Here is a 17,884-nt window from a genome sequence, read left to right on the forward strand (position 1 = left end):
CATCATGCAAAACGTCCTCATCCTTGGCGCCAACGGCCAGATCTCCATATGGGTGGTCAAGGCATTGGCCAACGAACAGAACATCAGCCAGACACTGCTGCTGCGCGATCCCAGAAAACTCACGGGCAACGAGCCCGCCAACGCCAAGGTCGTCATCGGCAACGTACTGGACAAGAAGCTGCTGAAAAGCGCCATGGCTGGCCAGGATATTGTCTATGCCAACCTTACCGGCGAAGACCTGGTCAGACAGGCCCAGAGTGTCATCGCCGCCATGCAGGCCACAGGCGTCAAACGGCTGGTCTTTGTGCTGGCCCTAGGGATCTATAACGAGATCCCCGGAGCCTTTGGCGAGTGGAACAATGCCACCATCGGCGAGGACCTCAAGCCCTTCCGCCGTGCTGCCGATGCTATCGAGGCCTCGGGGCTCGATTACACCATCCTGCGGCCGGCCTGGCTGACGGATGAGGACGAGGTGGACTACGAGCTGACCGACAGAGACGAGCCGTTCAAGGGCACCGTGGTGTCACGCAAGAGCGTGGCGGACCTGATCGTAAAGGTCATCGACTCGCCAGCACGTCACGTCGCCGCCAACCTGGGCGTTAACAAGGCTCATACCGACGGCGACAAGCCCTACTTCATGTAATCCCAACGGGCGCCAACCATCATCACCCTTCCCTCCGATGAAGGCTTGTATCGGCGCCATGGTCGAGAGCGTAGGGGAAGGATGAGCACGCCGGGCGATTTGTTGTGCTCTCACGTTTGCCGCCGGCGGCTTTTGCGATGGTCTGCGCCAACGAACACTTCCCATCGGGTTTTTCCATCTAGTAAAGGGGACACATCATGAGCCGTACCTGGTTCGTCACCGGCGCCACCCGCGGCATGGGCGTCGAAATTGTCAAAGCCGCCTTGCAGCAAGGCGATAAGGTTGCTGCTACCGGACGCACGTTGGATAAACTGCTTGAGGTATTCGCCGACGCCCCACGGGACCGTATCAAACTGCTGGAATTGGATGTCACTAGCGAGGCACAGGCTAAGACCGCCGTGGATACCACCATGCACCACTTTGGCCGCATAGATGTGCTGGTCAACAACGCAGGGTTTTGCTTGCTGGGCCGCCTCGAGGAAGCCACCGCAGCACAGATTGAAGCGCAGTTTGCCACCAACGTCTTCGGAATGGCTAATGTCTTGCGAGCCGTACTGCCTGTGATGCGGGCACAGCAGAGCGGCCGCATCCTCAACACCTCATCGATTGCAGGCGTCAAGGCGACCGCCAACGCCACGTTTTATTCAGCATCAAAGTTCGCCGTAGAAGGTATGACGCTGGCCCTAGCGGATGAAGTGGCACCGCTGGGCATCCAGGTCACGGCCATCGAGCCGGGATTCTTCCGTACAGAGTTCTTGAACGACCGCTCCGCCATCCATGGCGAAAACCCGATCGCCGACTACAAGCCATACGGCAGTAGTCGTGACTTGGCTGCGGCAGATGGCCAGCAGCAAGGCGACCCGGTCAAGTTGGCCAAGGTCGTCATGCAACTGGTGGCCTTGGACAACCCGCCAAGGCAGCTGTTGATCGGCAACGATGCGATGGACTACGTGATGCCCTCTCTGATCGCGCGTATCGAAGAAATGCGCGGGTTCGAGCACCTGACCAATACGACAGACTTCTAAGGCATGATCTTCTTTCAGTGGGGTCTCATGATCTTCTCTATGGTGGGCCTGGCGGTGCTGGGCTTCTTTGTGGGCGTCACCAGCATCGAAAGCCACCAGGCACGGCAGGTGAGCACCATGGTGCCTTACGCCGCACCAGCGGAAGCCAAGCTGACGAGCACTGCCGTGGTGTATTTCTCACGCTCGGGTAACACAGCGCTGGCCGCACGCCAGGTGGCCAAACGGCTCGATGCCAACATCTACGCTCTTGAAGTGCCGGAATACGAGCTAGGGCTGAGGGGTTTGGGCCATTCAGCCTGGGACGCCAAGGCACGCCGCAACGATCCCGGCAACCTGCCCGAAATAAGCCCGAGCACCATTGACCTCAGGCCATTTTCCACCGTCTGGCTCGGCTCACCCGTGTGGTTCTATAGCCCTGCGCCGCCGATCTGGGCCTTCGTCGAGCACCATCGCTTCGATGGCCAACATGTTGTGTTATTCAACACCTTCAACAGCAACTTCGGTTACGACCAGATCGCTGCGTTCAGGGCCAAGGTCATGGAGCACGGCGCAGCGTCCTTCGAACACCGCTCTGTACTGCGCGGGCGCATGACGCAACAGCTACCGCCCGAAGAGATGCTCCAGGCCATCGACGATGAGTGGTTTTAAAACATCAAGTGAGTTAACGAGAATGTCTTCTACCGATACCCTGTTCCGTTCCTTTTCCTTCGCCAGAGGCGTGACGCTGCGCAACCGAGTGGTGATGGCACCCATGACCACCTGGTCGTCCAACGACGACGAGACCATCTCCGATCAGGAGCTGGCCTGGTACCGTGCCCGAGCTCAGGGCGTGGGCATGGTGATCACGGGCTGTACCCATGTGCAAAGAAGCGGCATAGGCTTTACTGACGAATTTGCGGCGTATGACGACCGTTTCATCCCCAGTCTGCGCAGGCTTGCAGACGCGGCCAAGAGTGGCGGCGCACACGCCGTTCTACAGATCTTCCACGCGCGCAACAAGGCGGTGCCTCATTTGATCCCGGACGGCGATCTGGTCAGTGCCAGCGCAGGGCGGGCCACGCCTGGGCCCTTCAATTCAGGAGACATCAGTAGCCGTGCACTCGACCATGAAGAAATCCGGGAGGTCATTCGCGCCTTTGGAGAAGCCACACGGCGAGCCATCGACGCCGGCTTCGATGGTATTGAGTTGCATGGCGCGCACGGGTTTCTTATCCAGAACTTCTTTTCGCCGCGCTTCAACCAGCGTAACGACGAATGGGGCGGCTCGCTGGAAAACCGTATGCGGTTTCCATTGGAAGTCGTGCGGGAGGTTAAGCGTGTCATATCCTTACACGCACAGCGCCCTTTTTTACTCGGCTACCGATTCTCTCCCGAGGAAGCGGATGAAGGAGCCTTACGCATCACCGATGCCTGTGCACTCATGGATCAGCTGGTAGAAGAACAAGTCGACTATCTGCATGTCTCCCTAAAGAAGGTGCTGTCGAGTACACCCCAGGATAGCGTCAGCGGTGGCAGAACCAACGCGGAGATCATTATCGACCGCGTGGCCGACCGAGTGCCGTTGCTCGCTGCGGGAGAGATCTATACGGCACAGCAGGCGCGCGATGCTTTGGCACTGGGTCTGCCCCTCGTGGCTGTGGGCAGAGGGCTGGCCGTCACTCCGGATTGGGTGGAGCTGGCCAAGGCAGGCGACGAATTCCACATCCGCAAGGCCATGGATATGTCACAAGACCCTGCCAGGAATGCAATCCCCAATAAGTTATGGCACATCATCCGCACCACACCAGGATGGTTTCCTCGGCATGAAGGGGCCTGACAGTGTTGTAGAAGCCAATTGAGTATGAACCCGGCATCACTGAGCCGACAAGACAGCGCGAATATCGCTCAGTGATCCTGGTTCTGAACGAGAGCTGAAACCGACAATTGGCACAATATTTACCATAGAGTGCTGATATACCGAGCGTTGCTGACGGCTTGGTCGGTAGCTATGTTCACTTCCATGGTGCGAGGACGCCCGTGCTGGGCTGGATATGACGCACGGACTTCGCTCCTGCGACCTTCCCGCGACGCCGCCAGTGCGTCTCGCCTTCACCAACCACGCACCCAGCGGGACTTGAATCCTCCTTTCGCCCATGTGCCAGCATGGACAGCGCAGGCATCGCTCCTTATCATCCCTTCAATTTGGTTCATTCGGATGCGTCATTAGGGCGCAGGCCGTCAGCCAAACCTTTTTGCCGATGCCGATACAAGGACGCTAGCGTCATGCCTCTTCGACCGACCTGTATGATTCCTCTGGCCGCCGCTGTCATGCTCGGAGGCTGTGCTCTGGCACCGGTCGATACACAACCGCCCCCCGAGCCTCTTACGCCGGCAGAATTTCACGCTGAAATGCAGCGGCTGGAAACCCGCCTGGCCGGCCAGTGCAACATTACCGAGGATGTGCTGAGCGCCCAGCGCGCCCAGGACCTGCGCATGACCGCCGATATCCGTGAAGTCGGCAGTCTGCTCCGCGGAGTCCGCAGCGACCTTGAGGCATTGGACCGAGACACCTCACAGGCCAATGTTCAGGTTGCCCAGTGTGAGGCCTCTACCGAGTCTGGCATCGACAACAAGGAGCTGCTCGGGCGCAGCGAGTGGGTCGGCTTGCCCAACGTCGGCACGTATCTGAAGGCCAGAATCGACTCCGGGGCCAACACCTCGTCGCTGTCCGCCACCGATGTCACCACCTTCGAACGAGATGGTGATGAGTGGGTTCGTTTCAAGCTTGGGCTGAACGACAAGGACTCTGTGGTCGAATCGGTGCGTGACAAGTGGATCGAAGCACCGGTCAAGCGCAATGTCACCATCGTTCAGGCCAATGGTGAGGAAAGTCGTCCGGTGGTCAGCCTGCTGATGACCCTTGGTCCCATTCGTGAACAGGTAGAGTTCACCCTCAATGACCGTACCCACCTGAGCTACCCGGTGCTGCTTGGGCGGCGATTCCTGCTCGACATCGCCGTTATTGATGTGGCTCGCCACTACCTGCACGACCGCCCCGAATTCCCAGGAGGGGAATCCGCCAGCGAAGCCGCTGATGAAGAAGCGGCCGATCGTGATGATCAGGAACAGCCCTGACCGAACGCTGTGTGCCAGCCCTCAGCTGGCTGGCCTTTCGCTCCCGTTTAAGGAAGACCCATGTCCAGATTGCCCTTTTATCTGATCGTCGCCCTGCTGATGGTGGTCGGCATCGCTACAAGCATCCATCGCCACGTGGAATTCGAGGTGCCATGGACCCCGGGTGAACAGCGCCAGGTCTGGGAAATCGAGGCTCAGGTCACCTTTGATGGCGATGGCAAGCCGGCCAAGGTGGACATGGCTCTGCCCTCCTCCCAACCGGGTTTCCGGGTGCTGACTGAACACACCGCGTCCCCGGGCTACGGGCTTGCCTTCCTGCAGCAGGATGGCGCGCGCCGTGCGGAATGGTCCACCCGTGAAGCCAGCGGTGACCAGCGTCTCTATTACACGGCCCAGGTCCTGGTCACCGAAGGCGGACGCAAGGCATCAGAGCCGCCTCCGCCCCCGCCCGTCAGCGATGTGGCGTGGCAACGGCCCTACGATACTGCCGCCCAGCAGGTCATCGACCGTGCCTGGGACCGCTCCTCGGATGCCTTCACCTTCGCCCGGGAACTGCTGAGCGAATTTGCAGACAACCGTCAGGGCGAGAACGCCCGTCTGCTGCTGACTCAGTTTGATCGTGTCCCCCTCGCCGTCCGCTTGCTCAACCAGGCGGGAGTTGCCGCGCGTGAAGTCAACGGCCTGATGCTCGAGAGCGGACGCCGCCGCCAGAGTCTGACTTCCTGGATCGAAGTCTACGACGGTGACCAGCGCGCCCTGTTCAACCCTGCCACCGGTGAACAGGGCAAACCCGACAACCTGCTGATGTGGGAAAGCGCCGGCAACGCTGTTCTGGAAGTGGAAGGCGGCAGCGACTCGCGGATTTCCTTCTCCATGCTGGTCCGCAATCAGCCCGCTGCGGCAGCGGTCAGAAGCCAGCTGGCGGAAGACAGTGACACCCTGCTCAACTTCTCGATCCACAGCCTGCCGTTGGAAGAACAGGCGCTGTTCCAGACCATCCTGCTGATTCCCATCGGCGCTCTGGTGGTGGTGCTGCTGCGGGTACTGGTGGGTATCAAGACCTCGGGCACCTTCATGCCCGTGCTGATTGCCCTGGCCTTCATCCAGACATCCCTGCTGACCGGCCTGATTGGCTTCCTGCTGGTGGTAGCGGTAGGCCTGGTGATTCGTAGTTACCTGTCGCACCTGAATCTATTGCTGGTGGCGAGGGTGACGGCGGTGATCATAACGGTCATCGCCATCATCTCCATCTTTACGGTCTTGTCCTATCGATTCGGGCTCAATGCCGGTCTCACGATCACCTTCTTCCCGATGATCATTCTGTCCTGGACCATCGAAAGAATGTCCATCCTGTGGGAGGAAGAAGGCCCCAAGCAGGTACTGATTCAGGGTGGTGGCAGTCTGCTGACAGCGGTGCTGGCTTACCTGGCCATGAACAATCCCTGGATTCGCCATATCACCTTCAACTTCCTCGGGCTGCAGCTGATCCTGATGGCCTTCATCCTGCTGCTGGGCAACTACACCGGCTATCGCCTGCTCGAACTCCGGCGCTTCAAGCCGGTGACGGAGGACTGATTCATGCGTGATTGGACCAGCCCAGGCAAGCTGAGGGCCAAGGGGATTATCGGTATGAACCGGCGCAACATCCGGTACATCGGCCGATACAATAGCCGCAAGCTTTACCCCCTGGTGGACGACAAGCTCAAGACCAAACTGCTCGCTCAGGAGTATGGCATCACCACCCCCGAGTTGATCGGCACGGTGTCTACCCAGTTCGGCGTCAAGCGGATTGGCGACATGCTGGCGGGCCATAATGGCTTCGTCATCAAGCCGGCCAAGGGCAGCGGCGGCAAGGGCATCCTGGTGATCGAACGTGTCGAAGGCCGGCATTTCATCAAGCCAAGCGGCGCCGAGCTCGATATCGAGGACATCGAGAGGCACGTCTCGAACATCCTCTCCGGTCTTTACTCCCTCGGCGGAGCACCCGATGTAGCGCTGGTCGAGGCGCTGATCAACTTCGACACTTCCTTCGCGGCTTACACCTATGAAGGCGTGCCGGATATCCGCGTCATCGTGTTTCAGGGATATCCCGTCATGGCGATGATGCGCCTGTCCACAGCTGCTTCCGATGGTAAGGCTAACCTCCACCAGGGGGCAGTGGGCGTCGGCATCGATATCGCCAGCGGACGAGCTGTTCGCGGCGTCCAGTTTGACCGCGCGCGCACGGACCATCCCGACACCGGGCACGAGTTGGCCAGCTTGCAAATTACCGGCTGGACCACCTTGCTGGAACTGGCCTCCGGCTGCTTTGAAATGACCGGTCTTGGCTACTTGGGTACCGATATGGTGCTCGACCGAGATCGCGGCCCGATGCTGCTTGAGCTCAACGCGAGGCCAGGCCTGGCCATCCAGATGGCCAACGGTGAGGGGTTGCGTCGTCGCCTGGACCTGATCGAGGCACAGACAACGTCGCGCAATGCAGCCGAACGGGTCGCCTTCGCCCAGCACCATTTTGCTCGCCAAGGAGAGCTGCAGGACAGCCCCGCCGAAGCCATCTGAGCCGCCTGCTTGCTGGCTCGCACCTGAGCCAGCAGGTAGACTGACATCTGGATTTGCACTTTTAGGCCCCCATGACCGATACCGCCCTGCTGCAACAGGCTGAAGAACACTGCGCCCGACGTGGTGTACGCTTCACGCCGATTCGTCGCCGCGTGCTCGAGCTTATTGCCGACGCCTGCGGTGGACTGAAGGCTTATGATCTTCTGGACCGGCTGGCCAAGGACCATGCGGCCGCGCGGCCGCCGACGGTCTATCGTGCTCTGGAGTTTCTGATCGAGCAGGGGCTGGTCCACCGCATCGAGTCCTCTAATGCCTATGTAGCATGCCCGTGTCCTGAGCATGCTCATCGCTTTCAACTGCTGATCTGCCGTCAGTGCGGGCTCGTGGAAGAACTGCATCTGGACGATATCAATGAGGAGTTGTCCGCACGGGCTCAATCCTTGGGCTTCAAGGTACAGCGTCAGACCATCGAGCTTCACGGCCTGTGCCAGCAGTGCCAATCCCGCGGCGACGATAGCTCAGCCCACAACGGAACCTCTACCCATTCCACCGACAACGGAGCCCCATGAGCGATTTCATGAAACGCCTCGAGAGCGAACCCAAGGACAGCTGCCACTCCCTCGAAGAGGTGCTGAACCACGTTCGTTTCAATGGGGACGGGCTGCTTCCTGCCATTGCCCAGCAGCACGACAGTGGCGAGGTGCTGATGATGGCGTGGATGAACCGCGAAGCCCTGCAGGAAACCCTGAGCACCGGGCGCGTATGCTATTACTCACGCTCGCGCAGCAAACTGTGGCGCAAGGGGGAGACCTCCGGGCAGCAGCAGCATTTGAGAAGCGCTTCGCTGGACTGTGATGGCGACACCCTGCTGCTTCAGGTCGATCAGACCGGACCTGCCTGTCACACCGGACGTCGTAGCTGCTTCTACGTGGGACTGGAGGACCAGCAGGCGCGCATCACCAGCGCCCCGCTGATGGACCCCAATGAGCTCTACAACAAGAAGTGATGCACGCCGTGGCAGTCAAGCAAGCACTGCCCAGGTGAGCGATGGTAACCGGGTCGAGCCTCACACGGGCGAGACGGGCACTCCGGCACAGCATGGTGCCTGCCCTGCTGCTCCGCCGCCCCTTCTAGAGCATCATGCGGGCTGTCGCTGTGGCGAGGAGCATGCAGACGCCTCGACCTCGGCTCATTTGCAGCAGACACCTGGAGAGCCAGTGCTCTCCCGTCCACAGGGGGTCAAGCGCTGGCTGTCACTGCCACTGCTCGGTGTCATCCGTATCTATCAGACGGTGATCAGCCCGGTGCTGGGGCCACGCTGTCGCTACTGGCCGAGCTGCTCTCACTACAGCCACGAAGCCATCGTCGTGCATGGCCCACTGTGGGGTGGCTGGTTGGCAGTGAAACGCATACTTCGCTGTCATCCCGGTGCCGAGGGTGGCATCGATCCCGTGCCGGGCGGGCCCAGCGAACAGCTGTGTCGCGATGATCCTGAGCTGGACGATCATTTTCAGCCTCGCCCTTAGCGGAACCTATAGGGAGACACTGCACAAATGCCTGCGCAGACGAGTCGCGGCGCTCGGCGGGCCTACGCAACACTCCGTTGACTCTGCCAAGCCCCGCGGAGCGGCAGCTTTCGTGTATCTCTTGCGCTCGACCTTGCCGGACCGTTACGCCGCCTCTTGCTCGGCGACGCGATAAATCCTCTGCAGCATCGCATTGAGTCCATTACTACGGGTCGGCGACAGGTGCTTGTCGAGCCCCAGATCCTTGAGAAAATGAGGACTGGTGGCGAGGATGTCGGATGGCGTGCGCTCATTGTAAATCCGCAGCAGCACCGCAATCAGCCCAGATACGATAGCCGCATCCGAAACGGCAGCGAAGTGCAGCAGGTCGCCCTGACGCTCGTGGCGCATCCACACATTTGACTGACAGCCCTGGATCTTTAGCTCATCCCGCTTGTCTTCTTCGGCAAAGGGCGGCAGCGCCTTGCCCATGTCGATGATGTACTGATAGCGATCCATCCAGTTGTCGAACAACTCGAATTCTTCCAGCAGCTCCTGCTGGGCCTGTTCCGCGGTAGTGGTCATGGAAACTCCCTGAAATTGCTCGCGCCAGTATACCTTCACCACGCCCCCGGCGTCGTCCCTCCCGCCGCCACCCTTCTGCTGCGAACATGAAGACCTACTGCGAACATGAAGACCTACCGCGGACATGAAGACGACAGCGAGCGTGCTAGACTGTAGCCGCTTTACCCCCAGCGATGAATGCATGGTATCGCTATCGGCGATGAGCCAGGCTCGGAAACGCTCGGCCATGCTCCCTTGTCGGTAACATCGGGTACCTCGCCACAACGTGGTGACCCGATGTGATGCGTCGATTTGATGTCTCGGTCGTGATACATCGGGCATGGCAACCGGTTACAACGGCCAGGTATTCGCCACCCGTTCTGGCAACGAGGTGTTAGCGGCCCGGTTTCAGGAGCTGGGCTTTTCAGAACTGGGCTTTCAGAACAGGGCATTTGAGAACTGGGCGTTAGCGCCGCCACGGAGTCTATATGGCAGAACACCCTCCCGAAGGACCGGGAAAACGACAGCCCCGCGACCGTCGGCTTGCCGCTCTCGAGAAGCAACTTGACCGCTACCTGGAAGACGCTCGCTCGCGCCATGCCTTGGCTGGCAAGGAAACGCCTGCGCACGAACGTGGGCTGACATCGCAGCAACTGGAAGACATCATCGCGCACCTGGCCGCCCAGCGACGGGCCAAGCGTGCGGCCATCCTGACCAACTTGCTTGACCTGGCGGACCGAGCCGGCACCACCGTGGGTGCCTTGTCCTTGATCGCCCTGTTCTTTGCCGACAAGGACAGTCATGCCACCCTGGTCGTGGCTAACACCGCAAAGCCGCTATGGGGTGCCTGTATTGGCTTCGGGCTCGCACTCGTGGCATCCTATGCAAAGGCCCTGCTGACCTGGAGGGATAAGTAATGACCTTTCACATCGCCATGCTGATCATGCTGGCCGCCACACTGGCACTTGCCGTGGCAGCCTACCAGCTAGATCGCGGCTACAAGTCAGACGTCAAGGCACTGACCGAGCACGCCGATCGCTATCTCGCGCGTAAGCGCGGCCATTTCAGGCCCTGAAACCGTCCTGTCAGGTTGTTCCTGAAACCAGTCCTCGTAGAACCCAGCCTCTGAAATCCCAGCCTCTGAAATCCCAGCCAGACGCCTGGCCATGCTGGCCATGGCTAACGCGTCAATTGGTGCAGGGACTGCTGACGGTGCCACTCTTCATCTTCCGAGTGAAGGTAGATCGCCGTTGTATCCAGGCGTGAATGGCGCGCAGTCTCAGCCAGGTAGCGCAGCTCCACTCCGGCCTGGGCCTGATGGGTCAGCCCGGTATGCCTCAGCCAGTGTGGCGTAGCCTCGCGCAGTTGGGCAACGTAGCGCGCCTCACCGCCCTCCTCTTCCAGCGCCTCTGCTGCCTCGCGAAAGGTCTGGCGAATCATCCGATAGAGCTGGTTGTCGCCCAGCGGTGTCTGGCCATCGAGTCGACGCAAGATCGGACCTTGCGCTGTGCCCAAGGCATCTGACACTCCATAGAGCGAGCGGGCTTCCTCCAACAGCTTCTGCATGTCTGGTGGTACCGGAATCTGGGCAAACTTCTGCCCCTTGCCAACGACCTGCCACCACCACCGCCCCTCTCTCGGCACGATGTCATCAAAGCGTGCGGCGCTCATTTCGCTGATGCGCGGGGCCAATAGATAGCCAAAGCCCAGTATCAGCCTGCGTCTGGACCAAAGGTAGCGCATGCGCTGCGTCGCCTGTAAAGGCAGCGGGCGACTCGCCCAGGACCATAGCCAGTCCCATAACGCACGCTCCAGATAGCGTTCGATCCTGCGCTGGCCATTATTCAGCCTGCGCCGCTTGTCGCGCATCAATCGAAACGGATTGCGCGACAGCCAACCGGCCTCCACCAGCCAGGCCATCATGCCCTGCAGGATCACCAGGCTCTGGCGCCGACTCGACGGTGACAGAGGCCCGCGAAAGGGCCTCCAGCGTGGGTCTTGGCGCGGCCTGGTCGGCCCAACCCAGTGCTCCGCAGGCATCGGGTTGGCCAGGAATCGTTCGAACTCGTCGATGTCGACGCGACGCAAACCCGCGAGGACCTGCTGGCGCTCGGCCAGCCACAGCAGCAGCCGCTCAGCCTCCCGTCGGTAGGCCCTGAGGGTTTGCGGGCTTGCCGCGTACTCCTGCAACCAGCAGGTGACAGCCTCCCAGTCGTCATTGGCCTCGATCAGCGCGCCTGGGCGTTCAGGCTCCCGCGCTGCCAGCCACTGAGAAGACTCCGCGCGCCAGGCAGCCATGCCACCTCCGCCAGATCTGTCGTTATCTGCCATTGATAAAGCCCGTCACCACCATGGATTGAACACCTTCCCTGCCCCTTCCATGCTGCCCCTACAGCATCAATTATTCAAGATAAGGCGCGTAATCTTGATTTTTCAGGCGTTATCATAAATATTATTACGTTTACGTATGTAGTGTAATTACACTAGAATCGTCGCATGCACAGCGCTGAGGCGATGGGCCGCGGTCGCCGCCGTGGCCAATGGACACACTGGATCGTAGTCAGCACCCCCGCATTCAGGCATGATCTGCCGCTGGCGCTAACATGCCCGCTCAAGGAGACCCCGATGGCCCGCACAGGGATTACCTACGACGACGTACAGCGAGCGGTGGACACTCTGCTGAAGCAGCAGGAAGCCCCTAGCGTTCAGAAGATCCGCGAAGTGCTTGGGACTGGCAGCTTCACCACCATCAGCGAGCATCTGCGCGAATGGCGGTCTCGGCGTGAGGAGCGGCGTGATGTGCCACCGCCTCAGGGGATGCCCGCAGAACTCGTGTCACTGGCAGAAGAGTTATGGACCAAGGCACAGGAAGCGGCAGCCGAGAACCTCGCCCATTACCGCCAGGAAGCTGACCGTAACGTCGAGGCGGCACTGGAGAAGGTCGCTACCGCCCACCGTCGCGCGGAAGACGCGGAGCAGCGCGAGAGCGCCCTTGCTGCCCACCTTTCCTCGGTGGAAGCGCGCCTGCAGGAGGCTGCCAGTGAGGCGGCTCACCTGACATCGGCAAAGCAGGGACTGGAGGAGCTGCTGACCAAGGAGCGCGAGCGCCGTAGCCAGCAACAGGATCAACTCGAGCGCCTGCAACAGGACAAGGAGCAGGAAGCAAGGGAATTCCAGCGTGCACTGGAGGAGCAGCAGCAACAGCAGCGCGAGAAGCTCGCCCAGGAAGAGCAGCGTCACGAAGCTGCAGAGGCACGCCTGATGGCGATGCTGGACGAAGCCCGTCGCGAGCGACAGGCGCTGGAGAAATCCCATGCCCAGCGCTTGAAGCAGGCTGAGCAGCGTCACGACACGCTACAGCAGCAGCTACACGCCCTGCGCGGGGAGCTTGCGGAGGAGGAAAAGCGGCATCGAGAAACGCAGCTGGAGCGATCTCGTTCGGAAGAGGCGCTACGCGCACGCGGACATGAAGTGGATTTGCTCAACGAACGCATCGAGGAGCAGCGTCGCCTGATAGCGAGCCACACAGAGCGACTGAAAGGACTGGAAGAAAAGCTCGACGAGAAGATCTGGGCGCTGGCTCGGCAGCAGCGGGAGCAAGATGCCGCCTCACCAAATGATGAATCCAAGCTCAAGCGAGACCCAGGCCGCGACAGCTGACGCGCCCTGCGCTCCATAAAACCCTGCGCTCCATAAAACCCTGTGCTCCATAAAAAAAGCGCCGCTCCAGAGAGCGGCGCTTTTTGCATTCGTCATACAGATAGGTGAAGCCGATGCCTCGCCAGCCATCGCGGCCGACGATCAACTGAGCATGATTTACCGATAATAGGCGTTGGTGGTATCGGTGTGATCGGTGACGTCACGGATACCGGCAAGCTCGGGAATCCGCTCCATCAAGGTCTTTTCGACCCCTTCCTTGAGCGTCAGGTCGACCGCGGCACAGCCCTGGCAGCCACCACCGAAGGCCAGCACGGCCACCTGATCGTCGGTCAGCTGGATCAGCTTGATCTCGCCACCATGGGCGGCCAGGCCAGGGTTGATTTCGCTGTACAGGATGTAATTAATACGATCCTCAAGCGGGCTGTCGGCATTGACCTTCGGCATCTTGGCGTTGGGCGCCTTGATCGTCAGCTGCCCACCCATGCGATCCGCATTGAAGTCGACAACGGCCTCCTCCAGGAACGGAATGCTGTTGGCGTCCAGGTAGACGGCGATCTTGTCGAGCTCAAGCCGCTCGTCACTGGGCTCTTCCTCGCCCGGACGACAGTAGGCCAGACACGTTTCTGCGTAGGGGGTACCCGGCTGGGTGATAAAAATCCGCACCGCAATACCGTCGACGTTCTGCTTCTCGAGCAGTTCGGCCAGGTAATCCTGTGCGCTGTCGGTGATCTGGATGTTCTCGCTCATGGCTCTCTCACTGGTTCGCCCCGCCTTGACTCAAGGCTCGTGGCCACTGCGGGTTGGATGACTGCATGGTAAGCCCAAGCTGGCCCAGACTCAATCCCGAGTAAAACACTCAAGAATGTCTCGCAACGGTGAACGGATCCGGCATCGCGACAACAGCGCCATTGCCCCTGCCGCCACGGCCAGCGCTTTGGTAAGATGTGCGCCTTTCGAACGGATCCCCCGGCGACTTGCCATGTCTGCGCCAATCACATGGGGGCCGAGCCACGCCAACGCAAGCGGTGGCATATAAAAAATTCTGCGTCAGTCGACCTGACTAGCGTCCAGCTGGAGACCCACCTTCCCATGGCCGTAGCCGCACCAACCGCTCAGACCGCCCGCCTCGTCGACAGCCTTTCCCAGCGCATCCTCATGCTGGATGGTGGCATGGGAACCATGCTGCAGAATGCAGCGCTGAGCGAAGAAGAGTTTCGTGGAGAGCGTTTCAAGGACTGGCCCTCGGACGTCAAGGGTAATAACGATTTGCTGGTCCTGACCTGCCCGGACCTGGTATCGCGGATTCACCGCGACTACCTGCTGGCCGGCGCCGATATTCTCGAGACGAATACCTTCAATGCGACCCGCCTGTCGCAGTCCGACTATGGCATGGAAGCCCTGGTGCCCGAGCTCAACCGCGAAGCGGCTCGTTTGGCCCGCCAGGTCTGTGATGAGGTCGAGTCGGACACTGGGGTAGCTCGCTATGTCGCTGGTGTACTGGGCCCGACGTCGCGGACGGCGTCCCTGTCTCCAGACGTGAATGACCCCGCCAAGCGAAACGTGACCTTCGATGCTCTGCGCGACAACTACCGCGAAGCGGCTCTGGCATTGATCGACGGTGGCGCCGATCTGATCATGATCGAAACGATCTTCGATACCCTGAACGCCAAGGCCGCGATCTACGCGCTGGAGGAGATCTTCGACGAAACCGGCCAGCGCCTGCCGGTAATGATCTCGGGCACCATCACCGACGCGTCAGGCCGCACCTTGTCAGGGCAGACGACCGAGGCATTCTGGAACTCCGTGCGCCACGCCCAGCCGCTGACCGTTGGCCTCAATTGCGCCCTGGGGGCCGAAGAGCTGCGGCCGTACATCGAGGAGCTGTCCACCAAGGCCGACACCTTCGTATCGGCTCACCCCAACGCTGGCCTGCCCAACGAATTTGGCGAATACGACCAGACGCCTGAGGAGATGGCCGCCATCGTGGCCGAGTTCGCACGCAGCGGCCTGGTGAATATCATCGGCGGCTGCTGTGGCTCCACACCGGAACACATTGCGGCGATCCACCGTGCCATCAAAGACCTGACGCCGCGTCAGATTCCACAGCGCAGCCGCGCCTGCCGCCTGTCAGGCCTCGAGCCGTTCAACATCGAACATGACTCGCTGTTTGTGAACGTCGGTGAGCGCACCAACGTCACCGGCTCGGCGCGCTTCAAGCGCCTGATCAAGGAAGAGGATTACACCACTGCGCTCGAGGTGGCACTTGAGCAGGTCGAGAACGGCGCCCAGGTGATCGATATCAACATGGACGAGGGCATGCTCGAGTCCAAGGATGCCATGGTGCGCTTCCTCAACCTGATCGCCGGGGAGCCGGACATTGCTCGCGTGCCGATCATGGTCGACTCCTCCAAGTGGGACATCATCGAAGCGGGCCTGAAGTGCATTCAAGGCAAGGCAGTGGTCAACTCGATCTCGCTCAAGGAAGGCGAAGACGCTTTCCGCCACCAGGCCACCGAGTGTCGCCGGCATGGCGCCGCGGTCGTCGTCATGGCGTTCGATGAAACCGGCCAGGCGGACACCTTCGCGCGCAAGACGGAGATCTGTCAGCGAGCCTACAACGTGCTCGTCCATGACATCGGCTTTCCTGCTGAAGACATCATCTTCGACCCCAACATCTTTGCCATTGCCACCGGCATCGAGGAGCACAACAACTACGCCGTCGATTTCATCGAGGCCACCCGCTGGATTCGTGAACATCTGCCCCATGCCATGGTCTCCGGCGGCGTATCCAATGTGTCCTTCTCGTTTCGCGGTAACAATCCCGTGCGCGAGGCCATCCACTCGGTCTTTCTGTACCACGCCATTCGCGCGGGCCTGACCATGGGGATCGTCAACGCGGGGCAGCTGGCGGTGTATGACGACCTGCCCGAAGCCCTGCGTGAAGCGGTCGAGGACGTTGTCCTCAACCGCCGTGACGACAGCACTGAGCGCCTCCTCGATATTGCCGATCAGTACCGCGGCGATGGCTCCAGCGGCGACAAGAAGGAGGATCTGGAGTGGCGCAGCTGGGAAGTGGAAAAACGCATTGAACACGCGTTGGTGAAAGGCATCACTGCCTTCATTGAAGAGGACACGGAGCTGGCCCGCCAGAGAGCCAGCCGCCCTATCGAGGTCATCGAAGGGCCGTTGATGGACGGCATGAATGTGGTGGGCGACCTGTTTGGCGCGGGCAAGATGTTTCTGCCCCAGGTGGTCAAGTCGGCGCGAGTGATGAAGCAGGCCGTCGCCTATCTGATCCCCTATATCGAAGCGGAGAAGAGCGAGGACACCCAGGCCAAGGGCAAGATCGTCATGGCCACGGTGAAGGGCGACGTCCACGACATCGGCAAGAACATCGTCGGTGTGGTGCTTCAGTGCAACAACTATGAGGTCATCGACCTTGGCGTCATGGTGCCTGCCGACAAGATCCTGAAGACGGCCCGAGAGGAGAACGCCGATATCATTGGCTTGTCCGGACTGATCACGCCGTCCCTGGACGAGATGGTGCACGTGGCCAAGGAAATGCAGCGACAGGGCTTTTCGCTGCCGCTGCTGATCGGGGGCGCGACCACGTCAAAGGCCCACACCGCGGTCAAGATCGAGCCCCAGTATGATGAGCCGGTCATTTACGTGACCGATGCCTCGCGCGCCGTGGGCGTCGCGGGTCGCCTGCTGTCTCCTGGTCTCAAGGAAAGTTACGTCAAGGAAGTGCGTGAGGAGTATGAAAAGGTACGTGAGCGCAACGCCAAGCGCCGCCCCAAGGCAGCGGACCTTTCCTACCGTGACGCCTGCGCCCGCAAGCCCGTGCTGGACTGGCAGGGATACACCCCCCCGGCACCGACCTTCACCGGCCTCAAGGCCTTCGACGACTATGATCTTGACGAGCTGGTCGCACGGATTGACTGGACGCCTTTCTTCATGAGCTGGGAGCTGGTCGGCAAGTTCCCGAAGATCCTGGACGATGAGATCGTCGGCGAGGCTGCACGCCAGCTGTTCGACGAGGCTCAAGTCATGCTGCGCAAGTTGATCGACGAGGGGCGCATCAAGGCCCGCGGCGTGATTGGCCTGTGGCCGGCCAATACGGTGGATGATGATGTCATCGAGGTCTACGCCGATGACAGCCGCAGCGAGGTGATCGAACGACTGCATCACATTCGCCAACAGACCACCAAGAACCGCGAGGGGGTCTGCTATAGCCTGGCAGACTTTGTCGCCCCCAAGGACAGCGGCACGCCGGACTGGATCGGTGGCTTCGCCGTCACCGCGGGGCATGGCGTCGAGGCCCTGTCCAACGAGTACAAGGCCCGCGGTGATGACTACAACGCCATCATGGTTCAGGCCCTGGCCGACCGCCTTGCGGAAGCCTTCGCCGAACTGATGCATGAGCGGGTGCGCAAGGAGTTCTGGGCCTACGTACCGGAAGAGCAGCTGGACAACGAAGCGCTGATTGCCGAGAAGTATCAGGGTATTCGACCGGCCCCTGGCTACCCTGCCTGCCCGGACCATACCGAGAAAGCCACGCTGTTCCGCTTGCTTGATGCCCCCGCCAACAGTGGACTCGAGCTGACCGAAAGCTTCGCCATGTGGCCCGCCGCAGCGGTATCCGGCTGGTACTTCTCGCACCCGCAGTCAAAGTACTTCTCTACCGGCAAGATCACCCGGGACCAGGTAGAGACACTGGCGACCCGTAAGGGCATGGCGCTGGACGAGATGGAGCGCTGGCTCTCGCCCGTGCTGTCCTACGACACCTGATGCGCGTGGCGTCACCCTGCAAG

The 17,884-nt window shown here is 60.7% G+C and carries 17 protein-coding genes; 14 read left to right on the plus strand and 3 right to left on the minus strand.

Translation table 11 applies throughout. The features are described from left to right. Nucleotides 1-4 precede the first annotated feature (4 nt). From KUV72_RS11475 to yidD, 10 genes are all read left to right on the plus strand, one after another. Nucleotides 5-643 (plus strand): SDR family oxidoreductase, encoded by a 639-nt coding sequence (locus KUV72_RS11475; protein ID WP_222238466.1) that lies wholly within the window; start codon nucleotides 5-7, stop codon nucleotides 641-643. Nucleotides 644-840: 197 nt separating this feature from the next. Continuing rightward, on the plus strand, nucleotides 841-1,668 hold the full coding sequence (locus KUV72_RS11480; protein ID WP_222238468.1) for an SDR family NAD(P)-dependent oxidoreductase: 828 nt from the start codon (nucleotides 841-843) through the stop codon (nucleotides 1,666-1,668). Nucleotides 1,669-1,695: 27 nt separating this feature from the next. Continuing rightward, nucleotides 1,696-2,316 carry a flavodoxin gene (locus tag KUV72_RS11485; RefSeq protein ID WP_222238470.1) on the plus strand — a complete coding sequence of 207 codons (621 nt, stop codon included), beginning with the start codon at nucleotides 1,696-1,698 and terminating at the stop codon, nucleotides 2,314-2,316. A gap of 22 nt (nucleotides 2,317-2,338) precedes the next feature. After that, on the plus strand, nucleotides 2,339-3,484 hold the full coding sequence (locus tag KUV72_RS11490; protein ID WP_222238472.1) for an NADH-dependent flavin oxidoreductase: 1,146 nt from the start codon (nucleotides 2,339-2,341) through the stop codon (nucleotides 3,482-3,484). A 446-nt stretch (nucleotides 3,485-3,930) separates the two neighbouring features. Further along, nucleotides 3,931-4,782: an ATP-dependent zinc protease gene (locus KUV72_RS11495; RefSeq protein ID WP_206938746.1), complete on the plus strand. Its 852-nt coding sequence runs from the start codon at nucleotides 3,931-3,933 to the stop codon at nucleotides 4,780-4,782. A 60-nt stretch (nucleotides 4,783-4,842) separates the two neighbouring features. Beyond that, nucleotides 4,843-6,357: an inactive transglutaminase family protein gene (locus KUV72_RS11500; RefSeq protein WP_206938748.1), complete on the plus strand. Its 1,515-nt coding sequence runs from the start codon at nucleotides 4,843-4,845 to the stop codon at nucleotides 6,355-6,357. Between the two features lie 3 nt (nucleotides 6,358-6,360). Continuing rightward, nucleotides 6,361-7,341 (plus strand): alpha-L-glutamate ligase-like protein, encoded by a 981-nt coding sequence (locus KUV72_RS11505; RefSeq protein ID WP_206938750.1) that lies wholly within the window; start codon nucleotides 6,361-6,363, stop codon nucleotides 7,339-7,341. A 71-nt stretch (nucleotides 7,342-7,412) separates the two neighbouring features. Further along, the gene (locus tag KUV72_RS11510) at nucleotides 7,413-7,910 is read left to right on the plus strand and encodes a transcriptional repressor (protein ID WP_222238474.1); all 498 of its coding nucleotides are present in this window, start codon (nucleotides 7,413-7,415) and stop codon (nucleotides 7,908-7,910) included. Next, a complete protein-coding gene (gene hisI / locus KUV72_RS11515; RefSeq protein ID WP_206938761.1) occupies nucleotides 7,907-8,347 on the plus strand; it encodes a phosphoribosyl-AMP cyclohydrolase in 441 nt (146 codons plus the stop codon). Before KUV72_RS11510 ends, hisI begins: the two co-directional genes overlap by 4 nt. Nucleotides 8,348-8,558: 211 nt before the next feature. Next, nucleotides 8,559-8,867 (plus strand): membrane protein insertion efficiency factor YidD, encoded by a 309-nt coding sequence (gene yidD / locus KUV72_RS19885; RefSeq protein ID WP_315857889.1) that lies wholly within the window; start codon nucleotides 8,559-8,561, stop codon nucleotides 8,865-8,867. A gap of 144 nt (nucleotides 8,868-9,011) precedes the next feature. On the opposite strand, the gene KUV72_RS11525 is transcribed toward yidD, so the two are convergent. Continuing rightward, nucleotides 9,012-9,431, minus strand: a complete 420-nt coding sequence (locus tag KUV72_RS11525; RefSeq protein ID WP_206938771.1) for a SufE family protein — start codon at nucleotides 9,429-9,431, stop codon at nucleotides 9,012-9,014. A 467-nt stretch (nucleotides 9,432-9,898) separates the two neighbouring features. On the opposite strand from KUV72_RS11525, the gene KUV72_RS11530 reads away from it, so the two are divergent. Together KUV72_RS11530 and KUV72_RS11535 are read left to right on the plus strand one after the other, a co-directional pair. Continuing rightward, nucleotides 9,899-10,327: a hypothetical protein gene (locus tag KUV72_RS11530; RefSeq protein ID WP_222163808.1), complete on the plus strand. Its 429-nt coding sequence runs from the start codon at nucleotides 9,899-9,901 to the stop codon at nucleotides 10,325-10,327. Next, complete coding sequence (locus KUV72_RS11535; protein ID WP_206938775.1) at nucleotides 10,327-10,485, plus strand: hypothetical protein; 159 nt, start codon at nucleotides 10,327-10,329, stop codon at nucleotides 10,483-10,485. The genes KUV72_RS11530 and KUV72_RS11535 overlap by 1 nt, the downstream gene beginning before the upstream one ends. A gap of 104 nt (nucleotides 10,486-10,589) precedes the next feature. On the opposite strand, the gene KUV72_RS11540 is transcribed toward KUV72_RS11535, so the two are convergent. After that, nucleotides 10,590-11,708: a tyrosine-type recombinase/integrase gene (locus KUV72_RS11540; protein ID WP_222238478.1), complete on the minus strand. Its 1,119-nt coding sequence runs from the start codon at nucleotides 11,706-11,708 to the stop codon at nucleotides 10,590-10,592. Nucleotides 11,709-12,035: 327 nt separating this feature from the next. Here KUV72_RS11540 and KUV72_RS11545 point away from each other — a divergent pair, with 327 nt between their 5' ends. After that, nucleotides 12,036-13,070 (plus strand): DNA-binding protein, encoded by a 1,035-nt coding sequence (locus tag KUV72_RS11545; protein ID WP_222238480.1) that lies wholly within the window; start codon nucleotides 12,036-12,038, stop codon nucleotides 13,068-13,070. 156 nt (nucleotides 13,071-13,226) lie between these two features. On the opposite strand, the gene nfuA is transcribed toward KUV72_RS11545, so the two are convergent. Beyond that, nucleotides 13,227-13,817, minus strand: coding sequence for a Fe-S biogenesis protein NfuA (nfuA, locus tag KUV72_RS11550; RefSeq protein WP_206938806.1), 591 nt, complete (start codon nucleotides 13,815-13,817; stop codon nucleotides 13,227-13,229). A gap of 342 nt (nucleotides 13,818-14,159) precedes the next feature. On the opposite strand from nfuA, the gene metH reads away from it, so the two are divergent. Further along, nucleotides 14,160-17,861, plus strand: a complete 3,702-nt coding sequence (gene metH, locus KUV72_RS11555; protein ID WP_222238482.1) for a methionine synthase — start codon at nucleotides 14,160-14,162, stop codon at nucleotides 17,859-17,861. The last annotated feature ends 23 nt before the right edge of the window (nucleotides 17,862-17,884 follow it).

Source organism: Halomonas sp. DP4Y7-1, from assembly GCF_019800705.1.
GTDB classification, from domain to species: domain Bacteria; phylum Pseudomonadota; class Gammaproteobacteria; order Pseudomonadales; family Halomonadaceae; genus Halomonas; species Halomonas litopenaei_A.